At 33.8% G+C, this 22,882-nt stretch carries 14 protein-coding genes; 9 read left to right on the forward strand and 5 right to left on the reverse strand.

All coding sequences use genetic code 11. The features are described 5' to 3' along the window. Nucleotides 1-82: 82 nt before the first annotated feature. Nucleotides 83-1,333 (forward strand): DUF445 domain-containing protein, encoded by a 1,251-nt coding sequence (locus F9279_RS01335; protein ID WP_226793090.1) that lies wholly within the window; start codon nt 83-85, stop codon nt 1,331-1,333. Nucleotides 1,334-1,421: 88 nt separating this feature from the next. Here the strand turns inward: F9279_RS01335 and F9279_RS01340 are convergent, their stop codons facing one another. Beyond that, nucleotides 1,422-1,655 carry a DUF378 domain-containing protein gene (locus F9279_RS01340; protein ID WP_152110830.1) on the reverse strand — a complete coding sequence of 78 codons (234 nt, stop codon included), beginning with the start codon at nt 1,653-1,655 and terminating at the stop codon, nt 1,422-1,424. Nucleotides 1,656-1,823: 168 nt separating this feature from the next. On the opposite strand from F9279_RS01340, the gene F9279_RS01345 reads away from it, so the two are divergent. Together F9279_RS01345 and F9279_RS01350 are read left to right on the forward strand one after the other, a co-directional pair. Then, nucleotides 1,824-3,911: a class I SAM-dependent methyltransferase gene (locus F9279_RS01345; protein ID WP_152110831.1), complete on the forward strand. Its 2,088-nt coding sequence runs from the start codon at nt 1,824-1,826 to the stop codon at nt 3,909-3,911. Between the two features lie 159 nt (nt 3,912-4,070). Beyond that, nucleotides 4,071-4,250, forward strand: coding sequence for an H-type small acid-soluble spore protein (locus tag F9279_RS01350; protein WP_152110832.1), 180 nt, complete (start codon nt 4,071-4,073; stop codon nt 4,248-4,250). An 87-nt stretch (nt 4,251-4,337) separates the two neighbouring features. On the opposite strand, the gene F9279_RS01355 is transcribed toward F9279_RS01350, so the two are convergent. Further along, a complete protein-coding gene (locus tag F9279_RS01355) occupies nt 4,338-4,736 on the reverse strand; it encodes a hypothetical protein (protein WP_226793092.1) in 399 nt (132 codons plus the stop codon). An 83-nt stretch (nt 4,737-4,819) separates the two neighbouring features. Between F9279_RS01355 and F9279_RS01360 the strand changes: the two genes are divergently transcribed. Further along, the gene (locus tag F9279_RS01360) at nt 4,820-5,755 is read left to right on the forward strand and encodes a hypothetical protein (RefSeq protein ID WP_152110834.1); all 936 of its coding nucleotides are present in this window, start codon (nt 4,820-4,822) and stop codon (nt 5,753-5,755) included. Nucleotides 5,756-6,035: 280 nt separating this feature from the next. On the opposite strand, the gene F9279_RS01365 is transcribed toward F9279_RS01360, so the two are convergent. The 3 genes from F9279_RS01365 to F9279_RS01375 are packed head-to-tail and all read right to left on the reverse strand — an operon-like array spanning nt 6,036 to nt 11,081. After that, nucleotides 6,036-7,604 carry a response regulator gene (locus tag F9279_RS01365; RefSeq protein ID WP_152110835.1) on the reverse strand — a complete coding sequence of 523 codons (1,569 nt, stop codon included), beginning with the start codon at nt 7,602-7,604 and terminating at the stop codon, nt 6,036-6,038. Between the two features lie 2 nt (nt 7,605-7,606). Continuing rightward, nucleotides 7,607-9,343 carry a sensor histidine kinase gene (locus tag F9279_RS01370; protein WP_152110836.1) on the reverse strand — a complete coding sequence of 579 codons (1,737 nt, stop codon included), beginning with the start codon at nt 9,341-9,343 and terminating at the stop codon, nt 7,607-7,609. 37 nt (nt 9,344-9,380) lie between these two features. After that, nucleotides 9,381-11,081 (reverse strand): HAMP domain-containing protein, encoded by a 1,701-nt coding sequence (locus F9279_RS01375; RefSeq protein ID WP_193224383.1) that lies wholly within the window; start codon nt 11,079-11,081, stop codon nt 9,381-9,383. Nucleotides 11,082-11,490: 409 nt separating this feature from the next. On the opposite strand from F9279_RS01375, the gene F9279_RS01380 reads away from it, so the two are divergent. The 5 genes from F9279_RS01380 to F9279_RS01400 all read left to right on the forward strand — a co-directional run bounded on the left by F9279_RS01380 (nt 11,491) and on the right by F9279_RS01400 (nt 22,429). Beyond that, nucleotides 11,491-12,507 carry an ABC transporter substrate-binding protein gene (locus tag F9279_RS01380; RefSeq protein WP_152110838.1) on the forward strand — a complete coding sequence of 339 codons (1,017 nt, stop codon included), beginning with the start codon at nt 11,491-11,493 and terminating at the stop codon, nt 12,505-12,507. A gap of 111 nt (nt 12,508-12,618) precedes the next feature. After that, nucleotides 12,619-14,115, forward strand: a complete 1,497-nt coding sequence (locus F9279_RS01385) for a sugar ABC transporter ATP-binding protein (RefSeq protein ID WP_152110971.1) — start codon at nt 12,619-12,621, stop codon at nt 14,113-14,115. Next, complete coding sequence (locus F9279_RS01390; RefSeq protein WP_152110839.1) at nt 14,112-15,137, forward strand: ABC transporter permease; 1,026 nt, start codon at nt 14,112-14,114, stop codon at nt 15,135-15,137. Before F9279_RS01385 ends, F9279_RS01390 begins: the two co-directional genes overlap by 4 nt. Then, nucleotides 15,134-16,126, forward strand: a complete 993-nt coding sequence (gene yjfF, locus F9279_RS01395) for a galactofuranose ABC transporter, permease protein YjfF (protein ID WP_152110840.1) — start codon at nt 15,134-15,136, stop codon at nt 16,124-16,126. The genes F9279_RS01390 and yjfF overlap by 4 nt, the downstream gene beginning before the upstream one ends. A gap of 288 nt (nt 16,127-16,414) precedes the next feature. Next, nucleotides 16,415-22,429, forward strand: coding sequence for an immunoglobulin-like domain-containing protein (locus tag F9279_RS01400; protein WP_152110841.1), 6,015 nt, complete (start codon nt 16,415-16,417; stop codon nt 22,427-22,429). Nucleotides 22,430-22,882 lie beyond the last annotated feature (453 nt).

Genomic DNA, 22,882 nt, shown 5'->3' on the forward strand with positions numbered 1-22,882 from the left:
TTTTAAGGATATTATTGGTATACTAAAAATGAAGGTCTTAAAAGGAGCTTTATTTATATAAAGAAAAAATGAGGGAAGTTTTGTGAAAAAGAAATCATCAAGAAAAATTGCGATGTACTCGCTTGTTATTATGGCAATAGGATTTATTGTCACATTTCCATTTCAAGATAATGTATGGTTATTACTATTACATGGCGGATTTGAAGCTGGCCTTGTAGGTGGATTAGCAGATTGGTTTGCTGTTACGGCGCTATTCCGTCATCCACTGGGCTTACCAATACCACATACTGCGCTTCTTCCAAAAAACAGAGACAGAATGATAAATGGATTAGTGAATGTTTTGAAAAAGGATTGGTTATCGAAAGAAAGTATCCAGGATAAGGTGAAAAATATTCCCTTTACGGAAAAGATTACTTCATCTGTAGAAAATCAAATACAATCAGAACCAGTTAAAACTGCAATGATCAAAGCAGCCAAGCAAACAGTTCAAAATATAGATATGGTAAAAATCACACCATTTGTTAGAAACCAACTGTCCCAAACTTTATCAGATGCTCAATTAGGGAAGATTCTTCAGATGATCACAACACAACTAATCAATGAAGAAGTAGACAAAAAAACTCTGGATCACGTCTTACTTAAAACAGAAGGCTGGCTAAGAAAAGACGAAACAGCTAGAAAGCTTGGAGCAGTTTCGATGAATGTCTTAAATAATGTGGAAGCAAATGGGATGCTTCAGTTTGCATTAAAGACTTTCCAAAGTATGATGACAGAAGATAAACTTGGTCAGATTGTGCAAAATCTATTACTAAGTGGAATGAGAAGTCTGCAACGTGAAGAGGAATCGAATAGAAAGGCACTTCTATTCTACATTCGTACAGAAATTGAAGGACTACATGAAAATGAAAAAGTATTGGAAGGTATGAATAAGTGGAAGGATAAGTTATTACATTCGTTGGAATCAGATCATACTATTTTGAATAGCCTTCAACAAGCACAAAATAAAGTAGTGGAGCTATTAGATGATCCAATATTTATGGATGAAAAGGTTATTCCGTTCATTGAGCAATTACTTGGAAAATTAGTGGAGAATGAAGCGAAGATTGATCCATGGATCACGCAACAAATTTCATTATTTATTGAGAAAAACCATGATCAAATTGGTAATTTAGTAAAAGAAAATCTTGATAAGCTAGATAACGAAACACTTGTAGATATGATTGAAAATAATGTTGGTAAAGATCTACAGTGGATTAGAGTTAATGGAGCTGTTTGTGGTTTTATCATTGGATTAATCTTAGCTGGTATACAGTTATTTGCAAATGTAATCTAATTCATAAAAAGAGCAGCAATATTGGTTATTGCTGCTCTTTTTATATTAAGGATGTATATTCATATTCATATAGTTTATGCCGTAATTATTAATGTATTGTTCTTGCAGAGGAATTTGTTTCTGTAGCTTTTTTAGGTGCAAATAGAAGACCTAAGTTTATTAAACCAGCAATTCCTACTAATCCGTAAATAATTCTAGACATAATAGCATCTTGTCCTCCAAAAATCGATGCTACTAAATCAAACTGGAAGAAGCCGACTAAGCCCCAATTAACTGCACCAATAATAGTTAATACTAAAGCAATTCTTTGTAGACCACTCATGTTATTTCCTCCTTTATTTATTGATTTGTTATTTTCTATATTCTCTTCCCTTACTCTTATTAAACTTGTAAATATTTCCGTAATAATTGATTATAAGATTAGATGAACGTAATACATGGTACTATGTTATATAGATGTTTAACGTATAGCAGAGGAGGATTTGTGATAATGTCATCATTACATTTAATTCAAAAAGTGAAACAAGGGGACAGAACGATACTACATAAGCATACTTGGTTACAATATTTGTTTCTCACAGCAGAGAAAAACATAAATTTAGAGCAAGTTGAATCGATTGCAGGTATGAAAAGTAATCCTGTTTTGTCCTATGTAGAAAAAACACTTCAAATACTAAATTCAAATACAGAGATTAATTTACAAGAAAAAACAATTATTGAAGAAGTTCTTATGTGGTGCGAGGTGGCTAAGTGTGGATCTAAATCAAGAAGACGTGAATGGAAGGAAAAAGGATATAATTTAGGGATACACAATATAGGATCCGCGCAGATCTATGCAGAGGAAAAAATGAAATTTCCCAATAATCATCGGAATGAGGAGGATGAAGAGTTAATTTTTCTCTTAATATATACGCATGGCTTAATTGGGCAAGTCATTAGAGGGGAAGTAAGATTTAAACAATTAGAGCCTTTAGCGGAATTCTTGAAGTTTGGTAATGCCGGAAACTCTTTAGATATGCATAAACTGTTGCTTGTGCTAAACCAGTGTATCATCGAAGCTGTTTCTCCGGTCATTTGGAGAGATATACAAGAAGAGGTAACCTCTATTATTAAGCGAATCTTGGAATCAAATCTAAGCGAAGAATATTCCTTGGAAGTGCGATTAAAGAAATTAAGAAAAACATCAATACAAAATGGAGAGAAATTTGAAGAGCTGTATGCAAAGCTATTTCAAAATAAATCACTAGAAATAAAATTTGATAAATTCTTCAAGAAAACAGATTTATGGTATGTTGAAGCTGCACTTCATGATTTTTCGCTAGTTGAGTTTATAAAGATCAACTCTTTAATTATTCAAAAAGCTAATTTGTTAACTTTAAAGCAGATTAGTTATGAACCATTTATGAAAGACATTTATTATGATTATAAAGGAAACAAAGCAATTAATTTATATAAAAAAAGAATAATAGAAGCATACTTGAAAGAAATGGACCTGAATGATGTACTTCATGGAAAGCAAGTTTCAAATGAGCATGTAGAATTGCAATTGATTCCAATGGATTCACTAGGAGAAGTAGTTGGCATTAAGTTTCAATATTCTAAAGCAGGAGAAAAGCTCATTGAATTCTGTCAAGAAGCAGAAAAATCACCTCTATATGAACGATCAATTATCCTTTTATATGACTTCTTTGGCTTTAGAAAAGATAGTTTCGATCGATTACAGAATGAAAAAACGTATTTATCTGATATGAATAATGCTGAAAAACACAAAAAGGCAATCGCAGATTATGCGGTTGGGCATACTATGATAGATATAGGCGCTGGTGGTGGTGTTATGTTGGATATATTGTCAGAGCAACATCCTACTGCAAAAGTCATTGGAATTGATATTTCAACAAATGTCATTGAAGAATTAGAAAAAAGAAAAGTCCGAGAAAATAAAAATTGGAATGTAAAAAGAGCGGATGCTTTAGAATTAAAGAATGACTTTCATTTAAACAGTGTCGATACCATCATTTTTTCTTCCATCCTTCATGAAATGTACTCCTATATTCCTTTTGAAGGAAAGAAATTTAATCCAGATGTTATTAAGCATGCCTTGAGAAGTGCATTCAACATTTTAAAACCTGGCGGGAGAATCATTATAAGGGATGGAATTATGTCTGAGCCAACGGATCAAATAAGACAAGTGAATTTTACTCAGTCAAAGGGAATAGATTTTTTCAAACGATATGTTAATGATTTTAAAGGAAGAAATATAACCTATAAACAATTAAATGATAATTCTTTTTCCATGCGAATAAATGATGCAATGGAATTTTTATATACCTATACTTGGGGTGAAGAAGCATATCCTCACGAAGTACAAGAGCAATTCGGTTATTTTACTCCAACTGAGTATAAACAAGTTATCCATGAAGTTATGGGTGAAAATGGGAGCATAATAATATTTGAGCACTATTTGCAGGAAGGATATGAAGAGCACCTTTCACCCCTCGTTAAGATAATGGATGATAAAGGAAATGTTGTCAGCCTTCCAGATAGTACTTGTTTTATTGTAATAGAGAAATATTTGTAAGAGCATACTCTGTATAATATCACTTTCATCTTAGAAAAAAAGCAGAATAGAATAATGTAACTTTTGAAATAATGAAGAAGTGAAGTTATTTACATCTTAGACTGAGCATTTAAAGAATTAATTTAAATGTAAAGGTCTAATGCGAAAGAAGGTGAAAGTATGGATATAAAAAGAGTAAAACAAATATTATCTTCTTCAGCCGAAATTGAAGTGCAATATAATGGTGTTTCAGTATGGATAGATGGTATAAAGGAAGAGGATGCTACTGCAATTGTGCACTTAGTTGGTGGCATTGAAGAGCAAACGGAAGTGGATATTGAGAGCTTGAAGGAAGTGTAGAGAATAGCCCACTATTGAAGTGGGTTTTTCTTCAAGCACCTTTCTTTGAAAAGAATATTCTATTCTCTTGACTATTAACCAACTTGGTTAAAAAAAAGATATATGTTCCTCATAAACTAAAATTAATTTACCATCATCTTCCACTTCATTAATCTCTATATTTACTTTTGCATCGTACCCACGATTAAAATAACCAATGATATATTCTTCCTGCTTTTCTCCTTCTTTATCATAGTAATATAATATTAAATTACTTTCATTTACATCTGGCTCAAAAGTTAATGACATATTTGATTCAGAAAGGACCTTAGGAAGTTTTATATCATCATCCAGCTGACTATATGTTAAATATAGTCCTTCGATATCATTTGGGGTGTTATTATTGACTGTTATATTTATTCCTTCTTCTCTAAATCTTAAAAAAAGCAGTATAGTTATGATCCCAAGTATTAAAAAACTACTTCCAATTACTATTTTTTTCTTCATCATTATCTCCTTTTTATCTCTTAATCTCTTGACACTTGCATAGCATAAAAAATGGTGGAAATGATACTTGAGGAGGAGTCTAGTTGAAACCTTTTACAAAATGGGTTAACCAGTTGTTCACTCATCATCCAAGAAAAGAAATGATATTAATTATGGGCTCCCAATACGAACCGCAAATATTTGGTCAACCAGTTGAACGGAACCAAACTTCCTTAATAAGCACTATTGATACTGAAAAATCCTTTCGTCCTTCATGCTCCCCTATTAAAAACACTACTATCATGGGCTACCAATTTTTTGAACCCTATTATGAAAAAAAATACAAAGAAATTAATCTCTCAATATCATTGACTCGGACTCCTGAGGAAACAATTTTAAACTACTTTAGTATTTTAAGGGAAGCAGCAAACCTCACTCAAGACCAGTTAGGTGGATGTGGAACTGTTGGGAATGGAAGGGTGCCTTATCCAATCGCTTATAACTTTTTTACTAAAGACTATCAAAAAAGAATTTCCTATAAAGACTATCTTCAATCGTTTACTGGAATAGGGCATTTAAATTTAATTAAGATGAACCGACTTCCTGATGAAACAGGATTAACTCCCTATTTCATAGAGTTAGAAACCATTGAAGGTTCATCAAAAGGCATTACTAATTTTGCTTATTATTATGGCTATGTGCAATTGAAGAAAATTCAAAATCTATATAAAATTGACCGAATGAAGCTGTACGGAGAGGATTTTTTATGTGCCCCTTATCATCTTTGGCAGCATGATGCAGAGTCTGTCGTCAGTATTATGTATGGAAGTTGGTGTAAGTTAATAAAAAAACAGCTGCCAACTAAACAAGAAGATTATGTTAAAACTATTGATTATATTGGCATGGATGGAGCCATTTATCGATTTGTATTTTATCAATTAACAAATGAAACAGATGTACTAATTTCTCAATTTAGACAGGATTCTGAAGGGAATTGGGAATCAATCAGAATTGATCCAAACAATTGTATAAATAACTAAGCTTGTTAATAGTAGAAGAAGATCTGTAAGTAAATGAGAAGGAGATTTTTACAATTTGCAAAATGGCACTACGTGATTATTTGAAATGCCATTTAATTTCAAGTGATCTCTTCGTTCATTTCGGCACAGAATATTATGCTAAATCAACCAAATAGAGATGGAGTTAATTTGGCTAGGAGAAACCGTCTCTTTGTAGAAGATATTATATCCCCATTTTATATAGGTAAAGAAAATCTAGCAAAAAACTAAAAAGAATAATGTGGAATATTATCCTTTAACATTAAGGAGTATCTTCCACATATTCAAAGAATTCTTTTTGCGCCTGATTTTTATATTGACGAGTTGTTAACCCTGTAACCTTCTTAAAGGTTCTACAGAAATAATGTGAATCACTGTATCCCACTTGAGTGGCAATTTCATAGGTTTTATTATGTGTTTTCAATAAAAGTTCTTTTGCTTTTTCTATTCTTATGTTGGTTAAATACTCAATTAACGTAGTGCCTGTTTCTTGGCTAAACAAATGACTTAGATAGGAAGCACTTATATTTACCGCATCAGATACTGTTTGGAGGGAAAGTTGAGAATTATGATAGTGACTTTGAATATAGTTAACAGTAAGTTGTATAGTTTGAGTATAAGAAATTGCTTTGTTTTTTCGAATAGAGAGAACAAGTTTTAACATATTTTCCATGTAGTTAAGTACGTCTGTGTAATTTCTTACCCAACTTGCTTTATGTTCTAGATGGCTAACTTTCTGAATAATTTCTGGATTATCAGAGATAGATTCCTCATCTTTTAAATAATGAGTTACCGTGATAGTGAAATCCATTATAAAATAATAGATGGTCAATTGTGAACGTATATTATCTGAATTTAGGAAGGCTGAATAGTTACTAGAAAAATGGTTTATATCATCAACTTTTCCTGTTTTGAGAAATTCTAATAATTGCATTCTATTCATTTGTTTGCAGTCAATATGAGATTCCAATGTCTTATTCATATCCTCTGTCCTATATTTTTGAATAATTTTTGCGTTATTCTTTTCTTCTTCAGCTTCCGTGAAAGAAAGGGAAATTCCTTGGATCCTGCTCTCTACTCTTCCTATTCCAAAGAGCAGTTCTATATGTTTACTATGTTCATTTAATTCTTTTCTGATTGAGTTTGCTTCTTGCTCAAGCTGTTGCTTGGAGTTGCCTAACATAATAAAGATAGATTCTCTTATTTTACGACTGAAACGTATACAAGAGTAATTTCTCGGAATCCAGTCAATGGTAGAGTCTAGTGAACATTCAGAAATGATAATATAGTAATATTCTGATATAAGAGGAATATTTAATTTTGTTGCTTTCTTCATTGCATCAGAAAAACTATATAACCCTTCACATAATTCATATAAAAATTGATCCCGATTAGCTTGTTGATTTTGTATTACTTGATATTCTAAATGAAGTAATCGCTGTTCATTTTTCTCCTCTTGGTCAATTTGAGCAGATGCTTTTTGAAGAATGGTAAGGAGATCTTGAGAGCTTACTGGCTTTAAGCAATATTCTGACACTTGAATCCGCATAGCTTCTCTTGCATATTCAAATTCATCATGTCCACTTAATATGATGATCTTAATGGAGGGGAACTTCTCTCTTAAGATATGGCTTAACTCTAGACCGTTCATGAATGGCATTTGAATATCTGTAATGACAATATCTGGGCGATGTTTCTCAATTAAAGGCAATGCTAATTCCCCGTCAGATGCATCTCCACAGTAAATAAAGCCTTCATTTTCCCAGTTAATACTTTTTCCAATTCCATCACGAATTGCCATCTCATCATCTACTAAGAATATTTTTCTCACGATTAACACCTCTTTGCAGGAATTATTAAGCTAACACGAGTGCCTGATCCATACCAACTTCTAATACTTAATCCAAATGGTTCCCCATAATGAAGAAGTAGCCGTTGATGAACATTGACTAAACCAAATCCACCTGTGTCTTTCTCGAATGGAATTCCTAAGTTTAGCTGTTTTCTAATTTCCTCAAGCCGATCCTCATTCATTCCTAATCCATTATCAATAATATCAATACAAATATTTCCTTCTTGTGTAAAATCACCCTTTATACGAACAAATCCTTTGCCTCTTTTATTCTTAATCCCATGATAAATGGCATTCTCTACAAGTGGTTGTAAGGTTAACTTCATAATTTCACAAGACAAAATTTCCCGATTTATGTGATAGCTTACATCTAAAATATCCTGGTAGCGCATTTCTTGAATGAATAGATAATTACGAATATGATTAATTTCTTCTTCAATTTTTATAAAATCTTTTCCTTTACTTAAGGAAATTCGAAACAATTGAGATAAAGCTTTGGTTAGTTCAATTACTTTTTTCTCTTTCTTAGCTTCAGCCATCCAAATAATCGTTTCAAGTGTATTGTATAAAAAATGTGGATTTATCTGGGCTTGTAGTGTCCGAAGTTCGGCAATTTTTAATTGCTTCTCCTCATTAACACGATCATTAAGAAGTAGGTTGATTTTTGAAATCATTTTATTAAAACTAGTCGCTAGCTCAGCAATTTCGTCTGTTCCATTATTGATTATTTGCACATTAAGATTTCCTTGTGAGGACTCCTTCATCTTTTCCTTTAGTATTCTTAATGGATGAATGAACTTAGAAGTAATAAAAAAGTAAAGGAGAATGGAAAAAATAACACTTGAACCCACGGTTAATATGATAAGGCTTTTCATATCTTTTGTTTCTTTTCTTACTTCAGCTAGTGATACAACTTGCATCACTTTCCATCCGGTTATGGAAGATGTTTGAAAGATTAATAGATTTCCATTTTCTGATAAGTATCCAGAAGACTTGCCTTCAATTTGCTTCCTATTCTTGAATGAAGGGATTGGTTGCCACTCTGGTGAAGAAAAGAGGATATTTCCATTTTCTAATTCTATATGATAAGTTCCAGGTATTTTCATAGCAGCATTATGAAGAATAGATTTAAAAACAGATGTTTTTATCACAATATTTATGAATCCTATGACCTCTTTAGAATCAGTATGAATAATTGCGCTTGTCATAGAAAGTGCAGGTGTACTATTCTTATAAATAGGTTCTATCCTTGTTATCTGTGGTTGTTCTACGAGTTTTAATCCCTTAAGTTGATTGATGGAAGCATTATCTAACTGATGAACACCTCTGTCCTCACTTACTGCTTTCCAATCTAAGCCAATAACTTTAATATTCATCATTGCTTCACTAGATGGATAGTTTTCTTTATATAATTGAATTAAACTTAAAATACTTTTCGCTTCATCAGCTGTATTTTCTTTATCGATTAAAAATTGAATAGTACTATCCTTTTTTCCAATCTCTGTAAATTGTTTAATATCCTGAATGATACTATCTAATTCTTGATTTACTTGATCTACTTGAAGTTGTGATAGTGAGTAGGAATACTCTGAGATAATTCGGTAAGATTTTAGATAAGATATCATACCAACTAATATGAGCGGGACAACAGTTAAAGCTATGAATATTAGTAATAGCTTTACTCGTAATCTCGATTGAAGCCATTGTATAAATTTCATCTTATCCCCAACCAGTCTATGTATAAATGTGAATCGCTCATAAAGTGAACTTTTTCATATTTCTTTCCATATCATGTATACGTTCTACAAGTTTGAAGGAAAAATCTGATATTTCTTCAATAGTAGTAAGCTGTTCTTCGCCCATTGCTGCTATACCAACAATTTGCTCCTTATTTATCCGAGAACTTTGTTCAATTTCAGAGATGCTATGTCGTACTTTGAGCATTTGGTCAAAAGCTACTTGAATATTTTGTTTCATATTCTCAATTTCTTCCTGTTGTTGATTTCTTAGATGGAGAATTCTTTGATATTGGTTTTTGATTGAACTAGATTGCTGAGTGGCTTCATAAATTTGTTCTGAATTTTGCTTAAGTTTAGTTTTGGTAGATAAAAAGACATGCTGTAGATCTAGTATTTGATTTTCTATACCTTCAGAAAGTTGATGTCCTTCATCGGATATCTCTTTTATTCGCAATATTGTTTCTTCTGTTTTATTGGTCATAGAAGGTTGGGTGACACTGTTATAAAGGGTAAGGCATAATACATTGGATTCCATTAATAATAGTTTCATCCTATTAAAGTTTTCTTTTATTTGTAAAAAATCATGATGCTGTTCATTTGGATTACTCCATAATGGGCGAAGATTAGCAAATGTGTGTACTACTTTATCCATAAAATGAATAATTTGATCATTCACTTCTATAGATAATTGAGTTGTTTCCTTAGAATGTTTATTAATTTGATTAGATTGTTTTACTATTTCATTATGCATATAAAAAAGTGTTTCTACTGTGGATACAGATTGTTGAATGAGTTGATCTTGCTGATGAAGATTAATTGAAATGGTCTGTGTGGCTTCAGCAACTTCTTCGCCTGCGAGCTGATTTTCAAGAATACTTTGGTGAATATCTTTGGAAGTGATGACAACAAGGTCATTTGTTTTTCTTACACTAATGATGATGTCTTTTAAGTTATCATACATACGATTATACGACCGACATAAGTCTCCAATTTCATTATTAGTGGTTATAGGGATTACACCAATAGTTAAATCTCCTTCTGCTAATTTATTGGTTTTTTGCCCAAGGTTGCGTATTGGTTTGACAAAATTATTAGAAATGAACCAAGCAAATAAAATAGCCATTATAAACAGAATGATAAATGATCCAATATAGATAGTTAAATCTCTTTTTAGATGAGTGGAAATGGTATTTTTCGAGTCCTCTATCATAATTAAAGTGGATTGCAATAATAGTTGCACTTTTTCATCAATTAAATCGGATAGAATGGTAATATATTCATATGTAATGGACCGTTCATCAGCAGATGCAGCTCCTTGGATTTGCTCACCAAGTTGATCAATATATTGGTTGGTGGTATGTAATGTTTCTCTTACTCCAGTTATCTCAACTGAAAACTGCTTATTTTCATCATTCGCTTCAATTTTCTCTAGATTGAGATACATATTCTTAAGATGCTCGTATTGTGTTCCATCCTCAAAAGGAACTTTCCCATAAGCTATTTCTCTGATTTCATCATTAAGTTTTTGTTTTAATACACCGTTAATGGAATTTGTTAGAGTTATAGTTTCTAACATGTCATTATATTGCTTTACATATCCCATAAAGAGGTAAATTTGAATAAAATTAATGCTAGCAAGCCATACAAGAATAGCCAAGAAAACAAGTATTAATTTAGTTCGTAATGAATAATCCTTTATATTTCTAATTCCTTTCAATAGAAGTTCCCCCCCTATAATTAAATAATAAAGGTAAGTGTTTGTAAGTGAATGAAAACGCTTTAATATGAGCATATAACAATTTTAGGGAAAAAGCTAAGTAAATTTCCAATTTTGCAGGTTTTAACAGCAAGGTTTTATCATCCTGCGTGAATTTATAGAAGAAAATAAAGTAATATTCTTTGTGAAATAACGAAATTTAGTGTTAATAGTTTGGACGAACATTTGTAAGCAAAATAATACATCTTTTCAAAAAAATAATCCCACTTCTTAATTTAATCCCAATTTTAATAAAAATAATGCAATTTTATCTAAAGGTATTCTATTTAATTTGTTTTGAAAACGCTTTAATATAAAAGTATGCCAATTCAGTCAAACCAAATGAATGGTAATAAAAGGAGGGTCTTATATGAAAAAATTATTACAAGGAAAAGTACTTCTTCTTATCGTGATGTCTGTCATCCTTTTACTTTCAGCATGTAGTTCATCTAGTAGTGGAGGAAGCACTAGTGATAACACTGATTCTGAGGATGGGAAAGCAGGCGATAAGCTAGTGATTGGTTTTTCACAAGTAGGAGCTGAAAGTGAATGGAGAACAGCTAACACTAAATCTATGCAAGATGCCATTAAAGCAGCTGGTCACGAATTGAAATTTTCAGATGCTCAACAGAAACAAGAAAATCAGTTGAAAGCAATTCGCTCATTTATTGCTCAAAAAGTAGATGCTATTGTATTCTCTCCAGTTGTTGAAACAGGATTTGAAACGGTTCTACAAGAAGCAAAGGATGCGGGAATCCCAGTATTTCTAGCAGATCGTGCAGTTGATATTGAAGATGATTCCCTATGGGTAACATTCTTAGGATCTGATTTTGTTGAAGAAGGTAGAAAAGCTGCCAATTGGTTAGTGGAAGAAACGAAGGATGTAGAAGGCGATGTTAATATCGTAGAACTACAAGGTACAGTAGGTTCTGCTCCTGCCATTGATCGGAAGGAAGGATTTGAGGAAGTTATTAAGGATCATCCAAATTTAAAGGTAATTAAGTCCCAAACAGGTGACTTTACAAGAGCTAAAGGAAAAGAAGTCATGGAAGCATTCTTAAAATCTGATGGTGAAAACATAGATGTCTTATTTTCTCATAATGATGATATGGCAATTGGTGCAATTCAGGCAATTGAGGAATATGGATTAGAGCCAGGAAAAGATATTAAAATTATTGGAGTTGATGCAGTAAAAGGTGCGTTCGAAGCAATGGCTGATGGGAAAATGAATGTGACAATTGAGTGTAATCCATTATTTGGCCCACAAATGGTAGATTTAATTGAAGCACATCTAGCTGGTGAAAAAATGGAAAAACGTGTAGCGGTAGAAGAGAGCATGTATACTATGGACCAAGCAGAAGAGTTACTTCCTACTCGAGAATATTAAAGAAAGTGCAGAAAGTCACTAGTGTTTGTAAAATGTACCTAGTGGCTTTCTATATCCCTAAAATGCATATTAGGAGGTAATCCTGTGGAAATAAGAGAGCCAATATTGGTAATGGAAGGAATTACTAAGGAGTTCCCAGGTGTGAGAGCTTTATCTAAAGTCCATTTAACATTATATCCAGGTGAGGTTCATGCACTTATGGGGGAAAATGGAGCTGGTAAGTCTACCCTTATTAAGGTGTTAACAGGTGTATATTCATTTGATGAAGGAAGTATACAGTTAGAAGGTAAATCTATTAAAGTTTCTAATCCGTTTGAAGCTCAAGATTTAGGGATTAGTACAGTTTATCAAGAAGTAAATTTATGTACTAATTTATCTGTAGTAGAAAATATATTTATTGGTCGAGAATTGATGAAACGTGGTCGAATTGATTGGAAGGAAATGAATCGCCAGGCGAAGGAGTTATTGAAGTCTCGTTTGAATTTAGATATTGATGTGACAAAACTTTTGTCTACCTATTCTGTTGCCATTCAACAGATGATAGCTATAGCACGTGCTCTTAATGTTTCGGCAAAAGTATTAATCTTAGATGAACCTACATCTAGTTTGGATCAAAACGAGGTGCAACAGCTATTTAGTGTAATGAGGAAATTAAAAGAAGAGGGATTAGCTATTGTTTTTGTTAGTCACTTTTTAGATCAAATCTATGAAATTACGGACCGTTTGACAGTTCTTCGGAATGGTACTTGGGTTGGAGAGTATGTAACCAAAGAGATGGAAAGACTTGAGCTTATTTCAAAGATGATAGGTAAGGACCTAGAGGAACTAAAGGAAAATAAGAATAGAAGCAAGCAGGAGCGTGAGCAAGAAAAGGAATGTTTATTCCAGGGAAAGAATGTATCTAAAAAAGGTCATATTGAACCATTTGATCTGACCATTAGTAAGGGAGAGATTGTAGGACTTGCGGGATTGCTGGGATCTGGTAGATCAGAACTTGCAAGATTGCTGTTTGGTGCAGATAAAGCAGAAACTGGCGAGATGTTTCTAAATGAAAAAAAGATTTCTATTCATTCACCAAGACAAGCAATTAAGAATAAGATAGCTTTTTGCTCAGAAAATAGAAAATTAGAAGGCATAATTGCTGACTTAACGATACGTGAAAACATGATATTAGCTATGCAAGGTGTAGAAGGATGGTTTAAGTTTATATCTAGGAAAAAACAAATAGAAATTGCAGATGAATATATTAAACTCTTAAATATCAATCCACCAAATCCCGAACAGCTTATCAAAAATTTAAGTGGAGGCAATCAGCAGAAAGTATTACTAGCAAGATGGTTAATTACAAATCCAGATCTTCTTATACTCGATGAACCAACTAGAGGAATTGATATTGGTGCAAAAGCAGAAATTCAAAAACTAATGATCACATTAAGTGAAGAGGGAAAATCTATTTTGTTCGTTTCTTCTGAGTTAGAAGAAGTAATTAGAACCTGTCATAAAATTGCTGTTTTACGAGATCGTAAAAAGGTATCAGAAATGAATAATCAGAAGCAACTTTCACAGCAAGATATCATGAAAGTGATGGCTGGGGGAAATATGTCATGATGAAATCTAAATTATTTTGGCCACTGATTGTCTTACTACTCATTCTTCTTATTAATTTGTTTTTTGATAGAAGCTTCTTTTCAATAGAAGTAAGAAATGGATATTTAACAGGTAGTCTCATAGATATTCTAAATAGAGGAGCTCCTTTAATACTAGTCTCCATTGGAATGACACTTGTTGTTGCGACAAAGGGAGTAGATCTAAGTGTTGGGTCTGTCATTGCAGTAGCTGGTGCAGTTGGTGCAATGACTGTAAGTACTGCCACTGGAGATGGGTTAACACCACTCTTGATTGCCATCGGATTAATTATCCTAACTTCTGTCATTACTGGTACATGGAACGGACTACTAGTCTCTCGGATAGGTGTCCAACCAATTGTTGCTACATTAATATTAATGGTTGCAGGTCGTGGAATTGCCCAGTTAATTACAGATGGACAAATTATGACGGTTTATTATGACCCATATACCTATATAGGTGGAGGACATCTTCTCATGCTTCCATTCTCCATCTTTCTTGTAGGAGCAGTATTGGCTATAGCTGCATTTTTGACTCGAAAAACGGCACTAGGATTATTTATTGAGTCAGTAGGTAGCAATCCAGAAGCTAGTAGATTAGCAGGATTAAATTCCAAAAATATTCTATTAATGGTTTATATATTCTCTGGTATATGTGCTGGCATTGGTGGATTAATATTAAGCTCAAATGTTGCCAGTGCAGATGGAAATAATGCTGGTTTATGGTATGAACTGGATGCCATTTTAGCAGTGGTTATCGGAGGTACCTCTTTAAATGGGGGAAGATTTTCTCTTCGTGGAACATTAATTGGTGCACTTATCATTCAAAGTTTAACTACAACCATTTATTCTATAGGGATAGCTCCAGAAATAAATTTAGTTGTAAAAGCAGTAGTGGTCTTCCTTGTTTGTCTCCTACAATCACAAGAATTCAGAAAGAAAATATTAGGAAATAGGTCGATAAAGAATGCAGAAAAGAAAAGGGAGGGAGCGACATTATCATGAGTAGCTTATCAATTGATTCAAAAAAACTCCCACTAATGGCCACTATCTTTTTGTTTATTTTGATGTATATATTTGGTTCTATTCGTTATACAGGATTTCTATCTACACAAGTATTTCTTAATTTATTTATTGATAATGCTTTTCTAATTGTTGTAGCAGTCGGAATGACCTTTGTCATTCTTTCAGGAGGGATTGATCTTTCAGTAGGATCTGTTATTGCTTTAACAAGTATGGTGGGTGCTAGCTTAACCATGCATGCCGAAATTTCCCCTTGGTTAGTTATTCCAATCAGTTTGCTTGTAGGTACAGTTCTTGGTTTTGGCATGGGCTGCCTCATTCATTATTTTAATTTACAACCATTTATTGTAACGCTTGCAGGGATGTTTCTTGCAAGAGGGCTTAGTTATTTAATCAGTGTGGAAACTATTTCGATTAACCATCCATTTTTCAACACTATGGCAAGTACACGTATTCCAATTGGTGGTGGTAATTTTATCACTATTAGTGTACTTATTGCATTAGTGGTTGTATTTGCTGCCATCTACATGGCACACTATACGAAGTTTGGAAGAAATGTTTATGCAATTGGTGGAAGCGAACAATCCGCCCTTTTAATGGGATTACCTGTTGGAAAATCCAAAATACTTATTTATACGATAAGCGGTTTCTGTGCATCTCTCGCAGGATTAATTTTTACTTTCTATATGCTTTCTGGGTATGGATTGCATGCCAATGGACTAGAGCTCGATACAATTGCTGCAGTAGTTATTGGTGGCACACTACTAACAGGTGGTGCAGGGTATGTTGCTGGAAGTGTAGTAGGTGTACTTATATTGGGGATTATTCAAACAGTTATCGTATTTGAAGGAACATTAAGTTCTTGGTGGACGAAGATAGCTATAGGAGCTTTGCTTATGCTATTTATTGTACTACAACGGATTATTGTCACAAGAAGCAAGCAAGGCCAAACAACAACGACTTCTTCTTAAAAGAATAAGGTTGTGTTGAGATTAATATGAAAACAATGGTAATTGTCTGACCTCACGAGAAATACTTAATCAGTCTTTGATGGAGTATCATATTGTGAGGTTTTTCAGTTGTTAGCGGGATGGCATTAAAAATAATCCAAATTTATCAAAAGAAAATCCAAAGTAAATAATGAAGGATCAGTTTAACCAATAAATTGAAAGTAATTTCGAATGTTAGTCCATTAAAAGTTTAATGAAAGCGTTTTATAATAAAGTAGGCATAACAAATTATTAAGGAGGCAAGACATAGTGAAAAGAAAAAGCATATCTATATTTCTTATAACTCTATTAATCTTTCAGATGTTTTCACAGATAGTCCCGCAAATTGTGGTAGCAGAACAGACATCTAGTTCTGAATTAATTCTACATTATGATATGAAAACAACAGAAAAAGTGGGAGATCAAATAATTGTTAAAGATATATCTGGAGGGGAGAGCACATTAGATGGCGTATTTAAAAATCCACAAAATGGTTCACTTGTTTCGAATGAATTGGCTGGATATGTTTCGTTTAACGGAGGAGATGCATCCTCTAAGAGTGGATATATAGAAATCCCAAAGAGAGCAAATGGAAACGATTTGTTATCAGGTTTGGAGGATGTAACTGTTTCAGCATTAGTGAACTGGGAGAATGATGGTGCAAACCGTTGGATATTCGGACTTGGGAAATCAACAGAGGATGCTGAAAATGGAAACAAATACTTTTTTGTCACACCACGACATGGTTCAGGTAATGTTTCGGCAACAGGTATTTCACAAGCTGGCTGGAGAAATGAATCACTTCTAAAAGGAAAGTCAGCCATTCAAGCAGGGAAATGGGAACTAGCAACAGTGGTTTTCTCTGGTAGCACTAACACTATGAATCTATATGTTAACGGAGAAAAGGTAGCATTAGGATCTGCAGGGGATAAGAAGCTATCCGATATTATTGATCCTGAAGCTGCATTTTCTGGATACCTAGGGAAATCGATCTTCAAAAATGATCCTTTTTTTAAAGGAATGATTGGGGATTTTCGAGTGTACAAGGGAGCTTTATCAGATGAAGAAGTTATACAGCTATATTCAGAAGCTACTACAAAGGTAGCTGAGCTTAACCAGCTAGTAGTTAATCAAGCATGGGAATCTTTAGACATTACAAACTATTTAAATAGTAAGGATAAAAGTGTAGAGGCAATTACAAGTAATTTATCACTTCCGAAGAGTGGAAAGCATAACATCCCAATAACTTGGAGTTCCAATCACACAGAAGTTATATCAAATGATGGCAAAGTAACAAGACCTTTAAATAAAGAATCTGATAAAGAAGTAGAAATAACAGCAACTTTAAACTATCAAGGGATAACTGTTAATAAAGTATTTAAAGTGATTGTGTTAAAAGAGTTTGATGATGGAAACAAGGCAGAGCTAGATGCAACGTCTTTAATAATTGAAAATAAGGAAAATATTAGAGGGAATATAGAGCTTCCTGTCAAAGGAGAGTATGGAAGTACGATAACTTGGGAATCTTCTAATCCAGAGATTGTAAAGGGATCAAATCAAGCTGTTGAGGATCCCAATAAACTAGGCTGGGTTAATAGACCAGATAAAACTACTAATTTAACATTAACAGCAAAAATTGCAAATGGTGAGAAGGAAGTAGAAAAGAAATTTGATTTAACTGTGGTCAAAAATCCAGGGAAACTAGATTATGATGCGTATTTCTTCTCTTATTTTACTGGTGAATATGAGGGTGGAGAGGAGATTTCCTTTGCAACTGCGGAAGATCCATTAAAATGGAGAGCTTTAAATAATGGTCAATCTGTTCTTCAATCTAATATGGGAGAGAAAGGTCTTCGAGATCCATTTATCATTCGATCTCCAGAAGGGGATAAATTTTACATGTTGGCTACAGATTTAAAAATGGGAGAGAGCACGAATTTTGATCAAGCCCAAATAACTGGTAGTCATTACTTAATGGTTTGGGAGTCAGATGACCTGGTGAACTGGAGCGAGCAAAGAATGATAGAAGTAGCTCCGAAAACAGGAGGAAATACATGGGCACCAGAAGCTATTTATAATGAGAAAACAGGAGAATATGTAGTCTTTTGGGCATCTTCCATGAAAAATGATGAAACGTATGGTAATTACCCTAATGGAAGGCCAGCCGGACAATACAATGTAATGTACTATGCAACCACAAGAGATTTCTATAGCTTCTCAGAGCCAAAGGTATTTATTGATGAAGGTTTTCCAACTATTGATACTAGTTTTATTGAGAATAATGGAACCTTTTATCGTTTTACAAAGTCAGAGGTTAATTATCGCGTATATTACGAAAAAGCAACAGATATTTTCTCCGATAAAGATGGAATTATAGAAAATGGATTTCAGTACGAAGTTATTCCAGGGACGAAGAGTGGAAACACGGGGTTAATAGGGCATCAAGGAAATAATGAGGGCCAAACCATATTTAAAGATATTCATGAAGATAAATGGTATATGTTCTTAGATTCTTGGCCATATCATGTCCGTTGGTCCAATAATTTAGAAGATGGTTCCCAGTTTGTAAATAATCTGCTTCCATCATCAGAATATGCCCTTCCCTCAGGTCCAAGACATGGAACAGTACTACCAATTACTAGAGAGGAGTATAATGCACTTCAACAAAAATACGGAGTCGCTGGTCCAACAGAATCAGATAAACCAGTAGTACATTATACTTTTGATCAAGAGGATATGAATGGAACAATAGTTAAAGATATCTCTAATAATGGATATGATGCAAAATTAGTAGGTGGCTCAAAACTCGATTCGGAGGATAGAATTGGTGCATCTACTAGCTCAGTAGCATTAGATGGGGATACGGGATATATTGAGCTTCCCAATAATTTAATGAAGGATCTTAATCTAGTAAATATGACGATGTCTACTTGGGTTAAAGTAGAAACAAACCAAGCCAATCAACGTATCTTTGATTTTTCTTCTAACACTGGGAGAGTAGCTAACCGGAATACGATGTATTTAAGCACTCAAGGTGATTCAGGCAACTTAGAATTCGCCATTATAACACCATTTACGGAGAAGTTCGGAAACAAAGATTCTTTATTAAGTAACAGTTACAAATATGCAGTGAGAGCTCCAAAGATGGCTACAGAGAAATGGCAGCATGTTGCCATAACTATAGAAGGATTTGATGCAGTATTATATGTAGATGGTAAAGAAGTTTCCAGAAGCTCTACCTATAATGTTGAACCAAGAATGCTTTTAGAAACAACAATGAACTATTTAGGGAAATCTAATAATGATCAGCATAGTTTATTTAAGGGTAAGTTTGATGATTTCAGAATCTATAACCGTGCTTTAAATACAGAAGAGATTAATACTTTAGCAGATGAAGAGAGTACACAGCCTCCTGTAGAAGAGCCAGAAGAAGTGAACTTAATTCTAGATTATGATTTGAAAAATATAGATGGAACAAAGGTAGTAGATAATACAGGAAAATTCGAAGGGAAGCTAGTGAATCCAGAAAAGGCAGAATTAATGAAAGGCGATGCAGCAGGAGCACTTTCTTTAAAAGGTGGAACAACAGATTCTTATATAGAGCTACCTAAAGGTATTTTAAATAACTTAGATAGCGTAACGGTTTCTTCTTTAGTGAATTGGAACGGAAAAAATGAAGCAGAATGGCTATTTGCATTTGGACAGGATAGTAATAAATACTTATTTACCACACCAAAACGTAACTCAGGAGATCGTTCAGCAAGATTTGGTATGGGTATTACAAGTTGGAGTAATGAAGCTGGAGCAAATGCATCTACAGGAGAATTAGCTTCTAATGAGTGGAAATTAGTTACAGCAGTAATGTCTGAAAAAGACGAAACAATGAAACTGTATATAGATGGTATTGAGGTTGCCAGTTCTTCCACAAATGGCTATACCTTACAGCAAATTAACAATATAAATGGATCTAGTGGATTTATCGGAAAATCCTTTTACTCAAGTGATCCTTATTTTGGTGGAATGGTTGCAGATTTTGAAGTCTATGATGGTGCATTAAATCCAACAGAGATAGCAAAATTGAAAGAAGAAGCGGATAAGAAGATTGTTAATTTAGAAGGTTTACTAGTTCAGCATGTTGCAAAGGAACTGGATTATGATGATTTTCTTGAAACAAACAAAACGAAAGACTCTATTACTTCAGACTTGAAATTTTCTGAAAAAGGTTCAAATGGTACAACAATCAAATGGGAATCTGAGAATCCAAAGATAATTTCTAATGAAGGAGCAGTAAATAGACCTGAGTATGAAGAAGGAGATCAAGAAGTGAAAATATTAGCTACTGTCTCTGATGGAAAGCATACAGCTACTAAAGAATTTACAGTAGTAGTTTCAAAGAAGCCACTGAATTTAGATGCTGTTAAAGCGGCTTCACAAAAGTTGAAGGTTAATAATATAAATGATGTGCGCGGTAATCTGACTTTACCAACAACTGGTGATGGTGGTACAACTGTAACTTGGAAATCTAATAACCCTTCCGTAATAACAACAACTGGAGAGGTAAACCGCCCGAAAAATGGAGAAGGAAATATAACAGTAATCTTAACAGCAACCATTACATTAAAAAATGCATCTGTTTCAAAGTCCTTTCTTGCAACAGTGAAAGAAATGCCGAAGAAGGAAAACTATGAAGGGTATGTATTTAGTTATTTTACAGGTGAAGGTACTTCAAATGGTGAACAAATCTACTTTGCCTTAAGTGAAGGGAATAATCCATTAAAATGGAAAGATTTGAATAATGGAGAACCTGCTATTACTTCAAATTTAGGAGAGAAGGGACTAAGAGATCCGTTCGTCATCCGCTCACCTGAAGGAGACAAATTCTATATGATTGCAACAGACCTAAAAATAAATGGAAACTGGAATTGGGATAAAGCCCAAAGACAAGGAAGCAAATCCATTATGGTTTGGGAATCAAATGATTTAATTAATTGGTCTGAACAAAGAATGGTCGAAGTTGCTCCGAAAGAAGCAGGTAATACATGGGCACCAGAGATTTTTTACGATGATTCAACAGGAGAGTATATTGTCTTCTGGGCATCTAAGATTTATGAGGATGAAGAGCATACTGGTTCTACTCATAACAAAATGATGTACAGCAAAACAAGGGATTTCTATACATTTACAGAACCAGAAGTATATATAGACAATGGATATTCTGTTATAGACACCACAATGATTGAGCATGATGGGAAAATTTATCGTTTTTCAAAAGATGAAAGAAATAACACATCTACATCACCAAATGGAAAATTTGTATTTCAAGAGGTAGGAGATACTGTTCTTGATTCTAGCTTTGATGTCATTAAAGAAGGAATTGGAAAAGGTACCATAAGTGCTGGAGAGGGACCAACTATTTTTAAATCAAATACAGAGGAGAAATGGTATCTATTTGTAGATGAGTTTGGGGGCAGAGGATATGTTCCATTTGAAACGACTGACTTAAACTCAGGGGAATGGAAAATATCTGATGACTATGATTTACCTGCATCACCTCGTCATGGCACCGTCATTCCAGTCACAAAGGCAGAGCATGAAGCCCTACTTTCACAGGTGCCGAAAGTGACTGAACCACCTGTAGAAAAACAAGTAACTAGTGTTTCTGTTAATAAGGAATCAGTTGAAATGATTGTTGGAGAGGAAGAACAGCTTTCTGCAACGGTAGCTCCAGATGATGCGATTAATAAAGATGTTGTATGGTCTAGTAGTAATGAAGAAATAGCAGAAGTGGACGAAACAGGAAAAGTGAAGGCTAAAAAAGAGGGGCAAGTAACCATAAGTGTTACTACCGTAAATGGCGCATTTATGGACTTTAGTGAAGTAGTGATAAAAGCCAATTCTAATGGAGGAGAGAACCCGACAGATCCAGGAGGAGAGAACCCAACAGATCCAGGAGGAGAGAACCCAACTGAACCAGGAGAAGAGAACCCGACAGATCCAGGAGGAGAGAACCCAACAGATCCAGGAGGAGAGAACCCAACAGATCCAGGAGGAGAGAACCCGACAGATCCAGGAGGAGAGAACCCAACTGAACCAGGAGGAGAGAAGCCGACTAACCCAGGAGAAGATGGTAAACCAACAAAGCCAGCAAATGAGCAAAAGGCGTCTGAAAATAATAATGGAAAGAAATTACCTAATACAGCGACTAGCTTATTTAATTTCCTTTTGATAGGAAGTGTATTAACAGTTATTGGTATATTAATATTTTTGAATAGGAAAAAAGCATAGAAGAATTTTTCCTTATAAATCTTGTCTAACCACCAGAAGAGCTAATCTTTATGGTGGTTAGGCATTTTTTAGATTTAATCTACTATATATTAATCTCTCTCAAGTAAAACAGATTCTTTATTTTGTATGTACTAATTCAATTTCACCTTGAGTTTAAAGTAATAGACTTAGAAGATTTAACTGAAATGAGAGTAAAGGAACTAGTAGTAAGGTGTAAGCTAGGAAGTAGGGATTTAATGTCTGATGTATCTTTGGAACAACCTAGGGCTACATGGAGTAATAATGTAATCAATATTGAAAACATCCATTATAATAGATGACCTATTTAGCAAATTACACAATAGATTAGAAAAAATGTACCTACAAAGACTAGCACTAAATCAAAGAAGAGGAGCAAATTTTTTACATCCTAGTCTTCAAAAACTTGGTTATATAGTTAGAATAAAGAGCAAG

Origin of the sequence: Bacillus sp. B1-b2 (assembly GCF_009183415.1) — a bacterium.
Taxonomy (GTDB): Bacteria; Bacillota; Bacilli; order Bacillales; family Cytobacillaceae; genus Niallia.